Source organism: Melissospora conviva (genome assembly GCF_049523535.1).
GTDB lineage: Bacteria > Actinomycetota > Actinomycetes > Mycobacteriales > Micromonosporaceae > Melissospora > Melissospora conviva.
This window is the reverse complement of record NZ_JBLLDT010000001.1, coordinates 823,039-840,640: the sequence shown is the minus strand read 5'-3', so window position 1 is coordinate 840,640 and position 17,602 is coordinate 823,039. Positions and strand designations below refer to the sequence as shown.

Genomic DNA, 17,602 nt, shown 5'->3' with positions numbered 1-17,602 from the left:
GGGACCTGGCACGCCGGTGGGAATCACGAGACGTCGCTGACTCCCGCTCAGAGGTAGAGCTTCCGCAGCTCGCGGGCGATCTCAGCAACCTCACCCATTGCACCACTGGCCACTGTCATGACCAGCGCCTCGGCCTGATCGACATCAACCGCCGAGACCGGCACGTCGTTCAGCGCGAGGAAAACCCGGCAACGCAGCCGCTTTGCTCCACAGATCCTCGTACGCCTCTTGGCCGAAGGCCTCGGTTGCGGGCCGGACGGCCGCGGAGGAGAGCAGGCCCGGATCGCGGATCTGCGGGGGTTCGCCCAGAACAACTGAGGCGATCTCGACGAGATCCTCGACGTCGAGATAGACGATCACTCGGCCAGCCGCCGCAGTAGCTCCGCGTCTCGCTCCGCGACCTGGCCCGCCAGATCACGAACGCGCGATCGTCGGTCGCGGGCGGCGACGTACTCTTCGACCGCCACGACGATGGTGTCGTCCACCGAGCGGTGCTCGGCGTCGGCGACCCGTTTCAGCTGCTCATGGAGGCCGTCAGGGAGATTGACCGGGGTGACCATGCAGAAACCATACCCGCCCTGAACAGTCTGAACAGTTCCCAGAAACCGCAGCGGCTGCGGGGTCAGGCCAGGGACCAGGCGATGCCGTCGAGGATGTCGTGCTCGCTGGCGACCACCGAGCTCATGCCGGCGCGCTCCATGATGATCCGCAGCACCAGCGCGCCGGCGCCGATCACGTCGGCCCGGCCCGGGTGCATGACCGGGTACGCCAGCCGCTGCTCGCGCGACTTGCCGAGCAGATCGGCGGTCACCCGCGCCACGTCGTCGTAGGAGACCCGCGCGTGGTGGATACGGGCCGGGTCGTACTCGGAAAGGTTCTGGGCGAGCGCGACGACGGTGGTCACCGAACCGGCGAGCCCGACCAGGGTCGCCGCCTCCCGGCCCGGCACGGCCGCCAGTGCCCGGTCCACCACCGCGGTGATGTCGGCCTCGGCGGCAGCGATCTGCGCCGCGCTCGGCGGGTCGCCCGCCAGATGGCGTTCGGTCATCCGGACACAGCCGATGTCCATCGAGACCCCGGCCCGCACCCCGTGCTCCCGGTCGCCGACGACGAACTCGGTCGAGCCGCCACCGATGTCCACCACGAGGTACGGCGGCTGCGCGTCGGCGGCGAGCCCGCGGACGGCGCCGGTGAAGGAGAGGCGTGCCTCCTCGTCGCCGCTAACCACCTCGGGCGCGACCCCGAGGGTCTCGCGGACCATCGTGCGGAACACCTCCGCGTTGGTGGCGTCCCGGGAGGCGGAGGTGGCGCACATCCGTACCCGCTCGGCACCCAACTGCCTGATCTGCGCCGTGTACGACTCGAGCGCCACCCGGGTCCGCTCGATCGCTTCATCGGCGAGCCGGCCGGTCCGGTCCACGTCCTGACCGAGCCGGACGATCTCCATCCGGCGGCTCAGGTCCACCAGCGGCGCTTCCGGCCCCGCCGAGGCGTCGGGCAGATCCGCCACCAGCAGCCGGATCGAGTTCGTCCCACAGTCAATGGCCGCCACACGAGTCGTCACGGCAGCCACCCTACGTCAGGCAACTTCAGGGAAGTTGCTGCATCAGCTGCTGCGGGACACCGCAACTTCCCTGAAGTTGCGCCGAGCAGGACGCCCGGGCGGGCGGCAGGAGGGGGGTCAGAGGCGCAGAAGCATGCGGGTGTTGCCGAGGGTGTTGGGCTTGACCCGCTCCAGGCCGAGGAACTCGGCGACGCCCTCGTCGTAGGAGCGCAGCAGCTGCTCGTACACCGGGGTGGGCACCGGGGCGCCGTCGATCTCGACGAAACCGAAGGAGGCGAAGAAGCGCGTCTCGAAGGTGAGGGCGAAGATCCGCGCCACGCCGAGTTCGCGCGCCTGGTCGATCAGTTCGGTGACGATGCGCTGCCCGATCCGGTGGCCGCGGTACGCCGGGTCGACCGCCACCGTACGGATCTCGGCCAGGTCCTCCCACATCACGTGCAGCGCGCCGCAGCCGACCACCCGTGACTCGCCGACCGGAACGGCGACCCGGAACTCCTGTACGTCCTCGTAGAGGGTGACGGTCGCCTTGCGCAGCAGCCGCCGGTCCTCGGGGTCGGCACTGTAGGTGTTGATCAGCCGCCGGATTCCGCGTACGTCGGCGGTGCGGGCCCGGCGAACCTCGACGGTGGCGGCCTCCATGCGGGCGAGCCTAGCGGGGGTCGCGGTCGGCGTCGGCGCTCTCAGCGGCCGCGACCGGCGCCGCGTCGGCTGCCTGCGCCGGGTCCCCGGGCTGCGCCACGCCGGCGGCCTGCGCCGCCGCACCCGCGACCTCGGTGCAGGGGCCGGCGAGCCACCAGGGCTCGATCAGCTCCAGCACCTCGTCGCCGAAGGGATTGACGCCGGGCCCGGCCGCGAGCGCGTGACCGAGGTGCACGTGGAGGCACTTGACCCGCCCCGGCATGCCGCCGGCCGAGATCCCGGCGATCTCCGGCACCTCGCCGATCGCCGCGCGCCGCCGCAGGTAGTCCTCATGTGCGGCCTCGTAGCGGGCGGCGAGGTCGGCGTCGGTGGCGAGCCGGGCCGCCATCTCCTTCATCAGCCCCGCCGACTCCAGCCGGCTGCAGGCCGCGGTGGCCCGCGGGCAGGTCAGGTAGAACAACGTCGGGAACGGGGTACCGTCGGCCAGCCGAGGCGTGGTCTCCACCACGTCCGGGGCGCCGCAGGGGCAGCGGTGCGCCACCGCGCGGGTGCCACGGGGGGTGCGTCCGAGCTGCTCGGCGACCGCGGCGAGGTCCGCCTCGGTGGCGGGTTCCCGTACGGGCGGGGGTACGAGTTCGGCAGCCGGCTCCGGCGGGGGTACGACAGTCACGTCTCCATCTTCCCTGCGCGTCCGGTGGCTGTTACGGGCGGGCCGGGCCGGACGGCCACGGATCACAACACGGGCCGGTCGAGCACGGCGTCGGCTCCGGTCACCGTTCGTCGGCGGCTTCGATGCTCGACCAGAGCGTGTCGTACCAGGTCTCGCCCTCCTCGGGCGCCGGGCCGCCGGCCGCGCCGGGGTCGGTCGTGAGGTCGCGGTCGTCGTGGATCAGGAAGAGCTGCTCGCCGGGGCGGCGCATGTAGAAGCGGCGACGCGCCTCGATCTCGATGTACTCCGGGTCCTGCCACTTCTCCGCCTGCAGCGACAGGTTCTTGATCAGCTCGCGCTGCTCGGCCTGCGCCGCCTCCGTCCGGGCGATGTCCGACTGCTGGTCGAGGTAGACGCGCAGCGGGTACGCATAGGCCAGGGCGAGCGCGATCAGGACCGTCAGCAGCACCGTGGCGCGGCCGGTGAGATGCCGCTGCTGCGGCGCGGATGTGCGTTTGGCGGAGGTGCGCCGCGCCGCGGCGGGGCGGCTGGCCGAACGTACGGCCTCACCGCCCCGCGCGGCGTGCGGTGTTCTACCGGAGGAGCCACGGGCCTCGGAGCGGACGCCCCGACCGGTCGTACGGGCAGCGCCCGAACGCACGGGACGGGCGGGGCGGCGCGCCGGACGACGCCCGCCCGGGGTCCGTGGTTGCTGCATTGTGGTCCTCCTCCGCCGTGGCGACCGGACTCAGGCGGAACGGTAACGCGGGAACGCGCCGGCGCCGGCGTAGCGCGCCGCCTCGGCGAGCTCCTCCTCGATGCGCAGGAGCTGGTTGTACTTGGCGACCCGCTCGGAACGGGCGGGCGCGCCGGTCTTGATCTGCCCGCAGCCGGTGGCGACGGCGAGGTCGGCGATGGTGGTGTCCTCGGTCTCGCCGGAACGGTGGCTCATCATGGCGCGGAAACCGTTGCGCTGGGCCAGGTCGACCGCGTCGAAGGTCTCGGTGAGCGAACCGATCTGGTTGACCTTGACCAGGAGGGCGTTGGCGGCCCGCTCCTGGATACCCCGGGCGATGCGGGTCGGGTTGGTGACGAAGAGGTCGTCACCCACGATCTGGATCTTGTCGCCGAGGGCGGCGGTGAGCGCGCTCCAGCCCGCCCAGTCGTCCTCCGCGAGCGGGTCCTCGACCGACACGATCGGGTAGTCGCCGACGAGCTTGGTGTAGTACGCCGTCATCTCCTCGGCGGACTTGCCGGCGCCCTCGAAGGTGTAGGAGCCGTCGTTGTAGAACTCGGTGGCGGCCACGTCGAGAGCGAAGACGATGTCGGCGCCGACCCGGTAGCCGGCCTTCTCGACGGCCTCGGAGATCAGGTCCAGGGCCGCGGAGTTGGTCGGCAGGTTCGGGGCGAAGCCGCCCTCGTCGCCCAGACCGGTGCTCAGGCCCTGCTTCTTCAGCACCGACTTGAGTGCGTGGTACACCTCGGCGCCGGCGCGCAGCGCCTCGCGGAAGGTGGGCGCGCCGATCGGCGCGATCATGAATTCCTGAATGTCGACGTTCGAGTCGGCGTGCGCGCCGCCGTTGAGAATGTTCATCATCGGCACCGGCAGCAGGTGCGCGTTCGGGCCGCCGAGGTACCGGAACAGGCTCAGCTCGGCGCTCGCGGCGGCGGCCTTGGCCACGGCGAGCGAGACGCCGAGGATCGCGTTGGCGCCGAGCGAGGACTTGTCGTCGCTGCCGTCGATGTCGAGCATCTTCTGGTCGATGATGCGCTGCTCGCTCGCCTCGTAACCGATCAGTTCGTCGACGATGCGGTCCTCGATGTTGCTGACTGCCTTTTCGACGCCCTTGCCGAGGTAGCGGGACTTGTCGCCGTCTCGCAGTTCGAGCGCCTCGAAGGCCCCGGTGGAAGCTCCCGACGGAACTGCGGCGCGGGCGATGGTGCCGTCGTCCAGGCCGATCTCGACCTCGACCGTCGGGTTGCCCCGCGAGTCGAGAATTTCCCGGGCGACGATTCCCTCGATGGTTGCCACTGTTGTCGCTCCTCGTTTCGATGTGGTTCCGGTCGGCAGGGCCGCCCCCGCGAAAGCGTTGTGCAAAGCAGCGTATCGGTCCTCACGCGCCGACCGGGTGTTACCTCCGACGCAGTACCACCCTGATGGTGCCTGGCCGGGATTCCCGTTTTCTGTCCCATCAATCGTGATCGTTTCCACCGGCATCGACCGGGCGGCATAGGCTGTCCGCCATGCCTGCCGCTTCCCTCGCTCGCCGCGTCGTCGCCGCGGCCGCCGTCGCGCTCGCTCTGCTCGCCACCGGCTGCCAGACCCTCGACGACGCCGGCCGGGGGATCGGCCGCTCGCAGTTGATCAATGACCTGGCCGGCCGGCTCGACGCGGCCCTGGCGTCGACCTACGCCGCGGAGTACCAGCTGGCCGGCGGCGCGACCGCCTCGATCGTGCAGACCCAGCAGCCCGCTCCCCGCGCGGCGTACATCTACCCGGCGGGGCTGCTCACCGTCACCGACGAGGCGACGGCGGAGTGCGACACCGGGGGCGAGCGGCCCGTCTGCACCCTCACCCCGCCGCCCGCGCAGGCCGGCAAGCCGCCGGTGACCACGTTCACTTCCGCCAAGGACCGGGGACTGGTCACTCCGCCGATGGTGATCGGCCTGCTGACCTCCGCCGCCCTGGATCCGACCACCACGACCGAGGAGACCGACAGCACCATCGCCGGGCGGCACGCCACCTGTGTCGAGGTCCGCCCGGGCAGCGCCGAGGACGGCCAGGCCCCGTTCAAGACCTGCGTGACCAGTGACGGCGTGCTCGGCAGCTTCACCGGCACCGTCGACGACACTTCGGTCGACCTGGCGCTGGTCCGCTACCGCGACTCGGTGGAGAGCAGCGTGTTCGAACTGCCCGCTGACGCGCTGGTGGTCGACCGCCGCGACGACACCGACTGACCGCCCGGCGTCACCCCACCCGGTCGCCGGCAGCGCGCTGCTCGGCGTCGCGGATGCGCCCGGTGTGGGCGAGCAGAGCCGCGCGCAGAGCCGCCTCGGCGTCGACGCCGTGCTCGCGGGCCGCAGCCACCAGGGCCAGCAGCCGGCCGCCGAGCCGGTCGGCGTCGGCGGCCAGCTCCGGCTCGACCTGCCCCGAGGACGGCACCGGTACGCCGAGCCGCGCCGAACGCTCCAGCACCTTGCCGGCGTACGCCAGGGTCGGCAGGGTGGCGGAGATGCCCTCGAGCACCGACTCGCGGGGCTTCTCCTCCTGCTTGATCCGCTCCCAGTTCTCGGTGATCTCGTCGAGGGTCCCGGCGGAGGCGCCGGCGAAGACGTGCGGATTGCGGCGGATCATCTTCTCCACCAGCCCGCCGGCGACGTCGTCGACGTTCCAGCGCTCGTCCTCGGCGGCCTCCTCGGCGAACCGGGCGTGCAGGAGCACCTGCAGCAGTACGTCACCGAGTTCGTCGCGCAGCGCCGCACTGTCACCGGCGACGATCGCGTCGTACGCCTCGTAGGCCTCCTCCAGCAGGAACCGGGCCAGGCTCTGATGGGTCTGCGCCCGCTTCCACGGATCCCCGCCCGGGGAGGCCAGCCGGTCGATGACGGCGACCGCGTCGAGCAGCCGCGCGCCGGGCGGATCCCACGAGCCGTAGAGCAGCTCCAGGTCGGCCAGGCCGGGCCGGCGGGCCAGCCGCAGCCCGAGGGAACGGGCCATCTCCTGGTCACCGGCGGGACCGGCGAGCCAGACCACCGCGCCATGCGTCTCGGCCGCCGCCACCAGCGCCTCGACGGCGTCGTGCGGGTCGACCACGGTGACCTCGGCCCCGCAGAGACGCAGGGCCGCGGTCCACTCCCCCTCGGCGCCGGCGAGCACCGGATGGGCCCGTACGGCATCCCAGGCGCCCGCGGTGAGCAGCCCGACCGGCAGCCGGGGGGAGGTGACCAGCAGGATGATCCGGGCGGTCACGTCAGTGGGCGTCGCCGTCGTCGGCCGGCTGGTCGGCCGGCTCCGTGGTCGGGGCGGGCGCGTCGGTCACCGGCACGCCGGCCGTGGTGTACGGCATGTCGAAGAAGATGTCGCCCTGGCCGCCGCTGAGCACCATCGGGATGGCGACCGAGCCGAAGCGCGGGTTGACCGTGACGCCGACCTCGTCGGCCTTGCCGGCGAACGCGTCCCGGACGGCGATCACCATCTGGGCCAGCTCGGCCCCGCCGAGCCCTTCACGTACCTGCGCGGCGGTCAGACCCGGCGGCAGCGCGCCGAGGTCGGCGAGCGGGGTGTAGAAGGCGATGACGTTCTCGTCGGTGTCCGCGGCCGGCGGCAGGTCCTGCGCCAGAGCCCGGTAGATGCCGTACGACTCGGCCCAGAGGGCGGCGTACTCGCTGCCGGGGTCCACGCCCAGTCCGTTGCCGATGACGGCGGGGTCGATGTCGGTCGGCGCCGCGAGCTGCCGGTCGGCGAGGAGCTGCCGGCCGAGGTCGACGGTGACCAGCAGGTTCACCACGTCCTGGCGGGTCGCCGGGTGGAGCAGGTCCTGCGGGGAGGGCTCGATCGTGGCGGGCGCCTCGGCGCCGGTCTGCTCGGCCCGCTGCTTCGCGGCGTCGTTCTCGGCGGCGTAGGCCTGCCGGACGCGGTCGCCGTGCGACTGCTGGACCTCGTCGTAGACGGCGTCGACCTGACTCAGCTGGTAGGTGGTGTCACCGACGTAGGCGGCGACGTCCGGCGATCCGGTGCCGCAGGCGGCGAGGGATCCGGCGCCGAGGACTGCGGCGATGGCAGCGACGGCAAGGCGGCGAACACGCATAATGGCCACTCTCTCACGACTTGCGGGGGGTCGGGGCGGCGGCTACCGGCGCAGCGGCCGGCTCGCCGAGGACATCTGACAACAGCTGGGCGCACCACTCCAGCAGGGCCTGGTCGCGCAGCGGCTCGCCACCGATGCGGCGGGTGGTCGGCCGCGGCACGCTGACCTGATCGGCGGCCTGCTTGTAGACCGAGTCCGGGTGGTAGCGCTTGAGCCGCATCTGCTTGGAGTCGGGCAGCACCAACGGCGAGAAGCGCAGGTGCTTGCCCTGCATGGAGACGTCGGTCAGGCCGTACTGGCGGGCCAGCAGCCGGAAGCGGGCAACGGCGACCAGGTTCTGCACCGGCGCCGGCGGCTCGCCGTAGCGGTCGGTCATCTCGGCGACGACCTCGCGCAGCCGGTCGAGGTCGCGGGATTCGGCGAGCTTGCGGTACATCTCCAGCCGCAGCCGCTCCACCCCGATGTAGTCGATCGGCAGGTGCGCGTCGATGGGCAGGTCGATCTTGACGTCCGGCTGCTCCTCGGGCTGCGTGCCCTTGAAGGCCTGCACCGCCTCCCCGACCATCCGCACGTAGAGGTCGAAACCGACGCCCTCGATGTGGCCGGACTGCTCGCCGCCGAGCAGGTTGCCCGCGCCGCGGATCTCCAGGTCCTTCATCGCCACGTACATGCCGGCGCCGAGCTCGGTGTGCTGGGCGATCGTCGCCAGCCGCTCGTGGGCCTGCTCGGTCAGCGGCTTCTCCCCCGGATAGAGGAAGTACGCGTACGCCCGCTCGCGGCCCCGGCCGACGCGGCCGCGGATCTGGTGCAGCTGGGCCAGGCCGAGCAGGTCGGCCCGCTCCACGATCAGAGTGTTGGCGTTGGGGATGTCGATGCCGGACTCCACGATCGTGGTGCAGACCAGGACGTCGTACTCCTTCTCCCAGAAGCCGACCATCACCTTCTCCAGGGCGTCCTCGCCCATCTGGCCGTGCGCGACCGCGACCCGGGCCTCCGGCACCAGCTCACGCAGCTTGCGGGCCGTCTTCTCGATCGACTCGACCCGGTTGTGCAGGTAGAAGACCTGCCCGTCGCGGAGCAGCTCGCGGTGGATGGTGGCGGCGACCTGCCGCTCGTCGTACGCGCCGACGAAGGTCAGCACCGGGTGGCGCTCCTCCGGCGGGGTGGCGATGGTCGACATCTCCCGGATGCCGGTGATCGCCATCTCCAGGGTCCGCGGGATCGGGGTGGCGGACATGCTCAGCACGTCGACGGAGGCGCGCAGCGCCTTGAGCCGCTCCTTGTGCTCGACACCGAAGCGCTGCTCCTCGTCAACGATGATCAGACCGAGGGACTTGAAGCGCATCGAGTCCTGCAGCAGCCGGTGGGTGCCGATGACGATGTCGGCGGTGCCTTCGGCGGCCATCGCGACGGTCTCCGCGGCCTCCTTCGGTGTCTGGAAGCGGGAGAGCTGGCGGATCTCGACGGGGAACTGCCCCATCCGCTCGGTGAAGGTGTTGAAGTGCTGCTGCGCCAGGAGCGTCGTCGGCACCAGCACCGCGACCTGCTTGCCGTCCTGCACCGCCTTGAAGGCCGCGCGGACGGCGATCTCGGTCTTGCCGTAGCCGACGTCGCCGCAGATCAGCCGGTCCATCGGAACGGACTGCTCCATGTCCCGCTTGACCTCTTCGATCGCGGCCAGCTGGTCGGGGGTCTCCTGCCAGGGGAAGGCGTCCTCCAGCTCCCGCTGCCAGGGGGTGTCCGGGCCGAACGAGTGGCCCTGGGAGGCCTGCCGGGCGGCGTAGAGCTGGATCAGCTGGGCGGCGATCTCCTTGACCGCCTTGCGGGCCCGGGCCTTTGACTTCTGCCAGTCCGAGCCGCCCATCTTGTGCAGCGTCGGGGACTCCCCGCCGACGTAGCGGGAGAGCTGGTCGAGCTGGTCGGTGGGGACGTAGAGCCGGTCGCCGGGCTGGTTGCGCTTGCTGGGGGCGTACTCGATGACGAGGTATTCGCGCTCGGCGCCGTTGACGGTCCGCTGCACGAGTTCGACGTAGCGGCCGATGCCGTGCTGCTCGTGCACGACGTGGTCGCCGGCCTTGAGCTCCAGCGGGTCGATGGTGTTGCGCCGCCGGGCCGGCATCTTGCGCATGTCGCGGGTGGAGGCGCCCCGGCCGCCGGAGATGTCGTTCCCGGTGAGCAGGGCGAACTTCGACGCCTCGTCGGTGAAGCCGTGGTTGAGCGCGCCGCAGGTGACCAGGACGGTGCCCGGCTTCGGCGCCTCGTCGACGCGGTCGGTGAGGGTCGCGCCGAGCCCGGCGTCGTGCAGCACCTGCACGGCCCGCTGGGCGGGACCCTTGCCCTCGAAGACCAGGGCGGCGGCCCAGCCGTCGCCGGTCCAGCGCTTGAGGTCGTCGACGACCCGGGCGGTCTCGCCGTGATAGAGCGGGGTGGGCTGGGCCGACAGGGTCACCGCGATGCTGTCGTCGGGGGCGACCGCCGCCTCGTCGGGGGCGTCCTCCCAGGGCTGGGTCTGCGCCGGCTCGGCCTCGGTGAGCCCGAACGGCGAGAGCGTCCACCAGGGTTGACGCAGCCGGGCGGCGGTGGCGCGTACCTCGGCGAGGGTCTTGAACGCCACGGCGCCGACGTCGACGGGGGCCTGTCCACCGGCGGCGGCCGCGGCCCAGCCGGCCTGGAGGAACTCGTCGGAGGTGCGGACCAGGTCGTGCGCCCGGGTGCGGATGCGCTCGGGGTCACAGAGCAGCACGTGGGTGCCGGCGGGCATGGTGTCCAGCACCAGCTCCAGTGAGTCCGGCCCGATCAGCACCGGCGCCAGCGACTCCATCCCCTCCACCGGGATGCCCTCGGCGACCTTCTCCAGGATCTCCGCCAGCTCGGGGTGCGCCTGCGCGAGCGCCGCGGCGCGTTCCCGGACCTCCGGGGTGAGCAGCAACTCCCGACAGGGCGGGGCCCAGAGCGCCGGTACGGCTTCGATGGTGCGCTGGTCGGCGACGGCGAAGGTACGGATCTCCTCCACCTCGTCGCCCCAGAACTCGACCCGCGACGGGTGCTCGTCGGTCGGCGGGAAGACGTCGAGGATGCCGCCGCGCACCGCGAACTCGCCGCGCTTGGTGACCAGGTCGACTCGCGCGTACGCCAGGTCGGTCAGGCGCCGCGCGATCCCCTCCAGCTCCGCCTCGCCGCCGGTGGCCAGCTGCACCGGCTCCAGGTCGCCGAGCCCTTTGAGCTGGGGTTGCAGCACCGACCGGACCGGCGCGACCACCACCCGCAGCGGGCCGCCGCTTCCGGTCGCCTGCGGGTGTGCCAGCCGGCGCAGCACCGCCAGCCGCCGGCCGACGGTGTCGGAGCGGGGCGAGAGGCGCTCGTGCGGCAGCGTCTCCCAGGACGGGTAGACCGCGATCTGGCCGGCGGGGAGCAGATCCGCCAGGGCGGCCGCCAGGTCGTCGGCCTCCCGGGTGGTGGCGGTCACCGCGAGCACCGGGTGCCCGGCGCCGCCCGAGTCGACGTCGGCGGCGACAGCCGCCACCGCGAACGGGCGCAGCGCCACCGGCGCGGTCAGGTCCAGGCCGTCGACCTGCGCGGCGCCGGAGCGGGCCAGATCACGGGTACGGGTGAACGCCGGGTCACCGAGGGCGGCGGCGAGCAGTCCGGTGAGCGCAGTCATGGTCCCTTTCCAGCGGATCGGCACACGCCGACCACCCCGCGTCCGGGACGGACGGGGGGTGCGGGTCGACCCTGCCAGCGTATCCCCGGCCCGGCGGGACAGTCGACGGGAAACCCCTTGCCGCGCGGCATTGCCGCCCTGATGATCGGCTGCATGGATCAGTGGCGGGCCCGGTTCGACGCGGAAGTGACCTTCGCCAACGGCGGCGGACTGCGCACGGAGGGGTTCCGGCTCGACCTGCCCGGCCCGGAGATCGACGACGCGCAGTTGGCGGCGCTCTTCGTCCGGCACCTGGGTCTGCTGATGGTGGCCGGGGTCGAGATCAGCAACAAGAAGATCATCGCCGAGGCGCACAAGGGCGGCAGAGGAGTGCCCGCAGCGCCAACCGGACGGCGGCTGGTGGAGCTGAGCCACGTCCTCCGCGACGGCATGGTCACGCTGCCCGGATTCCCGCCGCCCCGCATCAGCGACTGGCTGACCTGGGAGGCGTCCCGCGAGCGGTACGCCGCCGGAGTCGAGTTCCACATCGCCCGCATCGACATGATCGCCAACACCGGCACCTACCTCGACACTCCCGCGCACCGCTGGCCCGGCGCCGCGGACCTGGCCGCCACGCCGATCGAGCGCCTCGCCGACCTGCCCGGCATCGTCGTGCGGATGCCCGCCGGGGTACGGGCGATCGACCGGCTACTGCTGGCGCCGTACGAGGTGGCGGGGCGGGCGGTGCTGCTGCAGACCGGCTGGGACGTGCACTTCGGCACCCCGGAGTACGCCTCGCCGGAGCACCCGTACCTGACCGACGACGGCGCGCGGTGGCTGGTCGAGGCCGGCGCGGCCCTGGTCGGCATCGACTCGATCAACATTGACGACATGAGTCCGGCCGCAAATGGTCGACGCCCCGCGCACAGCGCCCTGCTGGCGGCCGGCATCCCGATCGTGGAACACCTGCGTGGACTCGACGCGCTACCGCCGGAGGGGTTCCGCTTCACCGCCGCCCCGCCGATGGTCCAGGGGATGGGCACCTTCCCGGTGCGCGCCTTCGCCGTCGTGGACGGCTGACACTCACACACATCGATCAGTGGAGCAGGCCATGATTCCGGTAGAGCCAGTCCAGCCCTCGCCTCAGCCGCGACCGGGCGGGTCCGCACCGGCCGGCCGTACGGCGCCGCTCGTACTGACTGTGCGGAAGCGGATCCCCCACGACATGCCCTTCTCCGTCCGCATCGATTCCGTCAAGGCCGTCCTGCCGGTCGTGGGACTCCATGCCTTGGTGCTGATAGGGCCCGGGTTGTTCACGGACGGCGATACCGCGGAAGAGCTTCGCGAAGCCCTCTTCCGGACGATGCGGAACTCATGGCTGGTCTTGGCTCTCATACTCTTCATGGCGTTGGCCACGCGGGTGCCGACGCTGGCGGTCGGCCCCGCAGGCATCTGGTGGCAGTCCAGCTTCGGCCGCGCAGTGCACCTGCCCTGGGACGGTGTCGCGCTCGTGCAGCGCCGCTCCGGCTGGTTGATCGACTCACTCATTCTGCGACCACAGCTCGACCGCTTTCCCGACGCGGTGTCCGTCTTGACCCGCCGGGAGCTGTGGTTGTTCCGGCGTTACGGAATCCGGATCCCGCTGTACCAGCTCGACAGATCGCCCGCGGAGATCCTGACTGCGATCCCCTACTACAGCCGCGACCGCTGCCGGGTCTCCGGTTAGGGGCTGTCGGCGCGGCCGACACCGGTGACTGCCGGGCCGCCATCTGCTTCTATGGCGAACATGAATACGTCCGGCCCGACGAGGGCCTCACGCATCCCCGAGACCGAGCCGTTCACCGTACGGTTCCTCCCGAGCCGGGCGCACACCATGCTGCGGGGGACGCTGCTGGTGATGGCGGCGGTGACGCTCGGCCTGCTCGGCGCGGTGGTCATCGTCGGCCTGACAGTCGCGGCGCCGGAGAACCGGCTCGTGCTGCTGCTCTCCTCCGCATTCTGCGGCGGCTCGATCATGCTCGCCCTGCTGGTCGTCGCCCGCAACATGTGGCCGCTCGCCACCGGCGTACCACTGCTGGCTGTGGGGCCGGACGGCATCTGGACCAGGACCCGGATGAGCGGACCCGGCGCGGTCTGGCTGCCCTGGTCCTCCGTCGCGCAGATCTCCATGCAGCAGGTTGGCAACGTGGCCGCGCTCAGGATTCAGCCGGTGGATCCGCATGGCGGGGGTCGCAAGAGTGCCCCGCGCGCCGGGTACATCACCGCGACGCGCTTCACCGACAGAAGTGCCGACGAGATCGCCGCCGCGATCACGCACTTCAGCGCGGGCCGCTGTCCTCTCGGCTGGCAGCCGCCCCGACCGGTGACCACATGATCGTGGCACTGTCGTCGTACCCTGTCTCCCTTCTCGACACCACCCTCGCCTGGAGCTCCCCGTGACAGTTCCGCACGCCCCGCAGCCCGGCTGGCAGCCCCCGAACGGCGGCTATCCCCCGCCCGGCCCCGGGCCACAGCAGCAGGCCGGATTCCCACAGCAGCAGGCCGGATGGCCGCAGCCGCAGGCCGGCTTTCCGCAGCAGCAGGGCGGGTGGCAGCCGCCGCAGGCCGGGCAGCAGGCGCCCTACCCCGGCGGGTATCCCGCGCCGCAGGGTCAGGTCCCCGGTCAGCACGGCGGATTCGCCCCGCCGCCCCCGGTGACCAAGCGAATCCCTGAAGACCTGCCCTTTGTCGTACGCCCGAACGCACTGAAGCGCAGCCTGATCGTGGGCGCCTTCCTCGCGGTCGTCGTGCTTCCGCTCCTCCTCTGCGTCGGCGGACTGGTGTCGGCGACCGACGGGGAGGCCCTTCAGTCGCTCATCGTTCCGATGCTTCTGCTGATCCTTGTCGTGGCGACCCTCGCTGTGCAGGTGTGGATGGTGGCCTCGGGTGGGCCGGTACTCGCGCTCTCACCGGCCGGCCTCTGGATCAAGACCCGGCCGACCCGGGGTCAGGCGATCTGGCTGCCCTGGGAGGCTGTCGCCCACATTTCGCGACGCCGCTGGAGCATGGAGAAGATGCTCGTGGTCAAGGCCCGGGACCCCCGCGCGGACAGCAACCTCGGCGGCTACACCGCCCTGGACGCGAGCATCGTGAAGCTCTTCTTCGGCTCCGGTTTCACCGCCACCCTGAACTTCGCCGACAAGCCGGAGGCGGAGATCATGGCCGCGGTGCAGCACTTCAGCGCCGGCCGCTGCCCGATCACCTGGTGACACCCGGGCCGACGGCTCCCGGGGCCGGTTCCGACAGGTGATCGATGCCGCAGAGCCGCTGAGCCGGATCCGGTCTGCGGCTAGGCTCCGATCAGGCGGGTGGGCCGTCGACGGCGGAGGATGATCTGTCCGGCGCCGCTGCCCCACCGGCCCGCGACGCCGGACAACGCTGTCCTCCGCCTCTCGACCTAGGAGCGCACGGTGACCGACCGGCCCCACGACCACCCCGACCCGCAGCCGGAGACCGACCCGGAAGCTCCGCTGTCGGAGACCGAAGCGCGCGACGCCGCGATGCGCGCCGACATCCGGCGGTTGAGCACCCTGCTCGGGCAGACCCTCGCCCGGCAGGAGGGGCCGCCCCTGCTGGATCTCGTCGAAGAGGTCCGCACCCTGGTACGGACCGACCCGCCGGCCGCAGCGACGCGGCTCGCCGGGCTGAGCGTGGTCAACGGGACCAAGCTGGCGCGGGCCTTCTCCACCTACTTCCACCTGGCCAACATCACCGAGCAGGTGCACCGCTCCCGTGACCTGCGCCGGCGGCGGGCCGCCCACGGCGGCTGGCTGGACCAGACGGCCGCGATGATCGCCGAACGCGGCGTACCGGCCGATGAGATCGCCGCCGCGGCCCGGCGGCTGGCGGTCCGGCCGGTCTTCACCGCCCACCCCACCGAGGCCGCCCGCCGGTCGATCCTGACGAAGCTGCGGGCCGTCGCCGACGAACTCGACGCCGAGACCGCCGCTGCGATCCTCTACGGCGCCACCGACGAGGAGCCGACGAACCGCCGCCTCGCCGAGCTGCTCGACCTGCTCTGGCAGACCGACGAGCTGCGGCTGGACCGCCCGGACCCCACCGACGAGGCCCGCAACGCCATCTACTACCTGCGCGACCTCTACGCCGACGCCGCCCCGCAGGTCCTCGACGACCTGGCCGCCACCCTGCGCCGGCTCGGCGTGGAGACCCCACCGACCGGCCGCCCGCTGACCTTCGGCACGTGGATCGGCGGCGACCGCGACGGCAACCCCTTCGTCACCCCCCGCGTCACCCACGACGTGCTGATCATCCAGTTCGAACACGGGATCCAGTCCGCCGAACGGGCGATGGACGAGCTGATCAAGGAAATCTCGGTCTCGCGGCGGTTGCGCGGGGTCTCGCTGGACCTCTCCGCGAGCCTCGCCGCCGACCTGGACGTCCTCCCCGAGGTCGCGGCCCGGTTCCGCCGGGTCAACGCCGAGGAGCCGTACCGCCTCAAGGCGCGCTGCATCAAGGCCAAGCTGGCCAACACCCGGGCCCGGCTGCGCGACCGCACCGCACACGTGCCGGGCCGGGACTACCTCGGCAACCGCGAGCTGATCGCCGACCTCGAACTGATGCGCGCCTCGCTGGCCCGCAACTCCGGTCAGCTCACCGCCGTCGGCCGGCTCGCCTCGGTGATCCGTACGATCTCGGCGTTCGGCCTGCAACTGGCGACCATGGACATCCGCGAGCACGCCGAGGCGCACCACACCGTGCTGGCCCAGTTCTATGCCGCCGTCGGCGAGGTCACCGACTATCCGGCGCTGAGCCGGCTGGAACGCGCCAAGCTGCTCGCCGACGAGCTGGCCGGACGCCGCCCGCTCGCCGGTGTGGACACCCCGCTCTCCGAGAGCGCCCGCAAGACCTTCGACGTCTTCACCACCATCCGCACCGCCCAGGAGCAGTTCGGCCGGGACGTGATCGAGTCGTACATCATCTCGATGACCCTCGGGGTGGACGACGTCCTCGCCGCGGTGGTGCTGGCGCGCGAAGCCGGGCTGGTCGACCCGCACAGCGGCCGGGCCCGCATCGGCTTCGTGCCGCTGCTGGAGACCCCCGCCGAGCTGGACGCCGGCGGAGAGCTGCTCGACCAGCTGCTGGCCGTGCCGGCGTACCGGTCGCTGGTGACCGCCCGCGGTGACGTGCAGGAGGTGATGCTCGGCTACTCCGACTCCAACAAGGAGGCCGGCATCACCACCAGCCAGTGGTCGATCCACCGTGCCCAGCGCGCGCTGCGCGACGTGGCCGCCCGGCACGGCGTACGGCTGCGGCTCTTCCACGGCCGGGGCGGCACCGTCGGCCGTGGTGGCGGGCCGACGCACGAGGCGATCCTGGCCCAGCCGTACGGCACCCTGGACGGGGCGATCAAGGTCACCGAGCAGGGCGAGGTCATCTCCGACAAGTACAGCCTGCCGTCGCTGGCCCGGGAGAACCTGGAGCTGACCCTGGCGGCGGTGCTGCAGAGCGCGCTGCTGCACACCACCCCGCGCCAGCCCGCCGAGGCGCTGCAGCGCTGGGACGGCGCGATGAACGTCGTCTCCGACTCCGCCTACCGGGCGTACAGGGAACTGGTCGAGGACCCGGACCTGCCCGCGTACTTCTGGGCGGCGACCCCGACGGAGCTGCTGGGGGCGCTCAACATCGGCTCCCGCCCGGCGAAGCGCCCCAACACCGGCGCCGGACTGGCCGGGCTGCGGGCGATCCCGTGGGTCTTCGGCTGGACCCAGACCCGCCAGATCGTCCCCGGCTGGTACGGCGTCGGCTCCGGCCTGGCCGCCGCCCGTGCCGCCGGGCTCGACGAGGTGCTCGCCGAGATGCACGGCGGCTGGCACTTCTTCCGCACGTTCCTGTCGAACGTGGAGATGATGCTGGCCAAGACCGACCTGGAGATCGCGCGGCGCTACGTCGAGTCGCTGATGCCGAAGAACCTGCACCCGATCTTCGCCAAGATCGAGGCGGAGTACGAGCTGACCCGGCGCGAACTGCTGGCGATCACCGGCGAGTCCGAGCTGCTGGAGAACAACCCGGTGCTGCGCCGGACCCTGGCGGTGCGCGACACCTACCTGCAGCCGCTGCACCACCTGCAGGTGGCGCTGCTGCGGCAGTACCGCGACTCCGGCGCGGTCAACCGGGCCGTCATCACCGCCCCCGGCGGGCGGCGCGCACCCAGCGACGGCACCGCCCTGGAACGGGCGCTGCTCACCACGGTCAACGGCATCGCCGCCGGGATGCGCAACACCGGCTGAAACGCCGACGGGCCC

At 71.9% G+C, this 17,602-nt stretch carries 15 protein-coding genes and 1 pseudogene; 6 read left to right on the top strand and 10 right to left on the bottom strand.

Going from position 1 to position 17,602, the window contains the following annotated elements; all coding sequences use genetic code 11:
• Positions 1-144: 144 nt before the first annotated feature.
• From ACK8GG_RS04160 to eno, 7 genes and pseudogenes are all read right to left on the bottom strand, one after another.
• On the bottom strand, positions 145-360 hold the full coding sequence (locus ACK8GG_RS04160; protein WP_440348148.1) for a hypothetical protein: 216 nt from the start codon (positions 358-360) through the stop codon (positions 145-147).
• A complete protein-coding gene (locus ACK8GG_RS04155; protein WP_440348149.1) occupies positions 357-560 on the bottom strand; it encodes a ribbon-helix-helix domain-containing protein in 204 nt (67 codons plus the stop codon). The genes ACK8GG_RS04160 and ACK8GG_RS04155 overlap by 4 nt, the downstream gene beginning before the upstream one ends.
• A gap of 62 nt (positions 561-622) precedes the next feature.
• Positions 623-1,552, bottom strand: a complete 930-nt coding sequence (locus ACK8GG_RS04150) for a Ppx/GppA phosphatase family protein (RefSeq protein ID WP_440349190.1) — start codon at positions 1,550-1,552, stop codon at positions 623-625.
• A gap of 129 nt (positions 1,553-1,681) precedes the next feature.
• Positions 1,682-2,203: an amino-acid N-acetyltransferase gene (locus ACK8GG_RS04145; protein ID WP_440348150.1), complete on the bottom strand. Its 522-nt coding sequence runs from the start codon at positions 2,201-2,203 to the stop codon at positions 1,682-1,684.
• A gap of 127 nt (positions 2,204-2,330) precedes the next feature.
• Positions 2,331-2,873, bottom strand: a pseudogene (locus tag ACK8GG_RS04140) (DUF501 domain-containing protein); the annotation flags it as partial.
• A gap of 100 nt (positions 2,874-2,973) precedes the next feature.
• Positions 2,974-3,570 carry a septum formation initiator family protein gene (locus ACK8GG_RS04135; RefSeq protein ID WP_440355568.1) on the bottom strand — a complete coding sequence of 199 codons (597 nt, stop codon included), beginning with the start codon at positions 3,568-3,570 and terminating at the stop codon, positions 2,974-2,976.
• A 30-nt stretch (positions 3,571-3,600) separates the two neighbouring features.
• Positions 3,601-4,884: a phosphopyruvate hydratase gene (gene eno, locus ACK8GG_RS04130; protein ID WP_440355567.1), complete on the bottom strand. Its 1,284-nt coding sequence runs from the start codon at positions 4,882-4,884 to the stop codon at positions 3,601-3,603.
• 212 nt (positions 4,885-5,096) lie between these two features.
• Here eno and ACK8GG_RS04125 point away from each other — a divergent pair, with 212 nt between their 5' ends.
• Entirely contained in the window at positions 5,097-5,810 is a 714-nt protein-coding gene (locus ACK8GG_RS04125) for a hypothetical protein (RefSeq protein ID WP_440355566.1), read from the top strand.
• 10 nt (positions 5,811-5,820) lie between these two features.
• On the opposite strand, the gene ACK8GG_RS04120 is transcribed toward ACK8GG_RS04125, so the two are convergent.
• Genes ACK8GG_RS04120 through mfd form a run of 3 tightly spaced genes read right to left on the bottom strand, consistent with a single transcriptional unit; the run spans position 5,821 to position 11,321 of the window.
• A complete protein-coding gene (locus ACK8GG_RS04120; RefSeq protein ID WP_440355565.1) occupies positions 5,821-6,822 on the bottom strand; it encodes a nucleoside triphosphate pyrophosphohydrolase in 1,002 nt (333 codons plus the stop codon).
• A gap of 1 nt (position 6,823) precedes the next feature.
• A complete protein-coding gene (locus ACK8GG_RS04115; RefSeq protein WP_440355564.1) occupies positions 6,824-7,660 on the bottom strand; it encodes a hypothetical protein in 837 nt (278 codons plus the stop codon).
• A gap of 13 nt (positions 7,661-7,673) precedes the next feature.
• A complete protein-coding gene (gene mfd / locus ACK8GG_RS04110) occupies positions 7,674-11,321 on the bottom strand; it encodes a transcription-repair coupling factor (protein ID WP_440355563.1) in 3,648 nt (1,215 codons plus the stop codon).
• 153 nt (positions 11,322-11,474) lie between these two features.
• On the opposite strand from mfd, the gene ACK8GG_RS04105 reads away from it, so the two are divergent.
• From ACK8GG_RS04105 to ppc, 5 genes are all read left to right on the top strand, one after another.
• Entirely contained in the window at positions 11,475-12,380 is a 906-nt protein-coding gene (locus ACK8GG_RS04105) for a cyclase family protein (RefSeq protein WP_440355562.1), read from the top strand.
• A gap of 145 nt (positions 12,381-12,525) precedes the next feature.
• A complete protein-coding gene (locus ACK8GG_RS04100) occupies positions 12,526-13,026 on the top strand; it encodes a hypothetical protein (protein WP_440355561.1) in 501 nt (166 codons plus the stop codon).
• Positions 13,027-13,086: 60 nt separating this feature from the next.
• On the top strand, positions 13,087-13,674 hold the full coding sequence (locus ACK8GG_RS04095) for a hypothetical protein (protein WP_440355560.1): 588 nt from the start codon (positions 13,087-13,089) through the stop codon (positions 13,672-13,674).
• 61 nt (positions 13,675-13,735) lie between these two features.
• Positions 13,736-14,548, top strand: a complete 813-nt coding sequence (locus tag ACK8GG_RS04090; RefSeq protein ID WP_440355559.1) for a hypothetical protein — start codon at positions 13,736-13,738, stop codon at positions 14,546-14,548.
• A gap of 201 nt (positions 14,549-14,749) precedes the next feature.
• The gene (gene ppc / locus ACK8GG_RS04085) at positions 14,750-17,587 is read left to right on the top strand and encodes a phosphoenolpyruvate carboxylase (RefSeq protein WP_440355558.1); all 2,838 of its coding nucleotides are present in this window, start codon (positions 14,750-14,752) and stop codon (positions 17,585-17,587) included.
• Positions 17,588-17,602 lie beyond the last annotated feature (15 nt).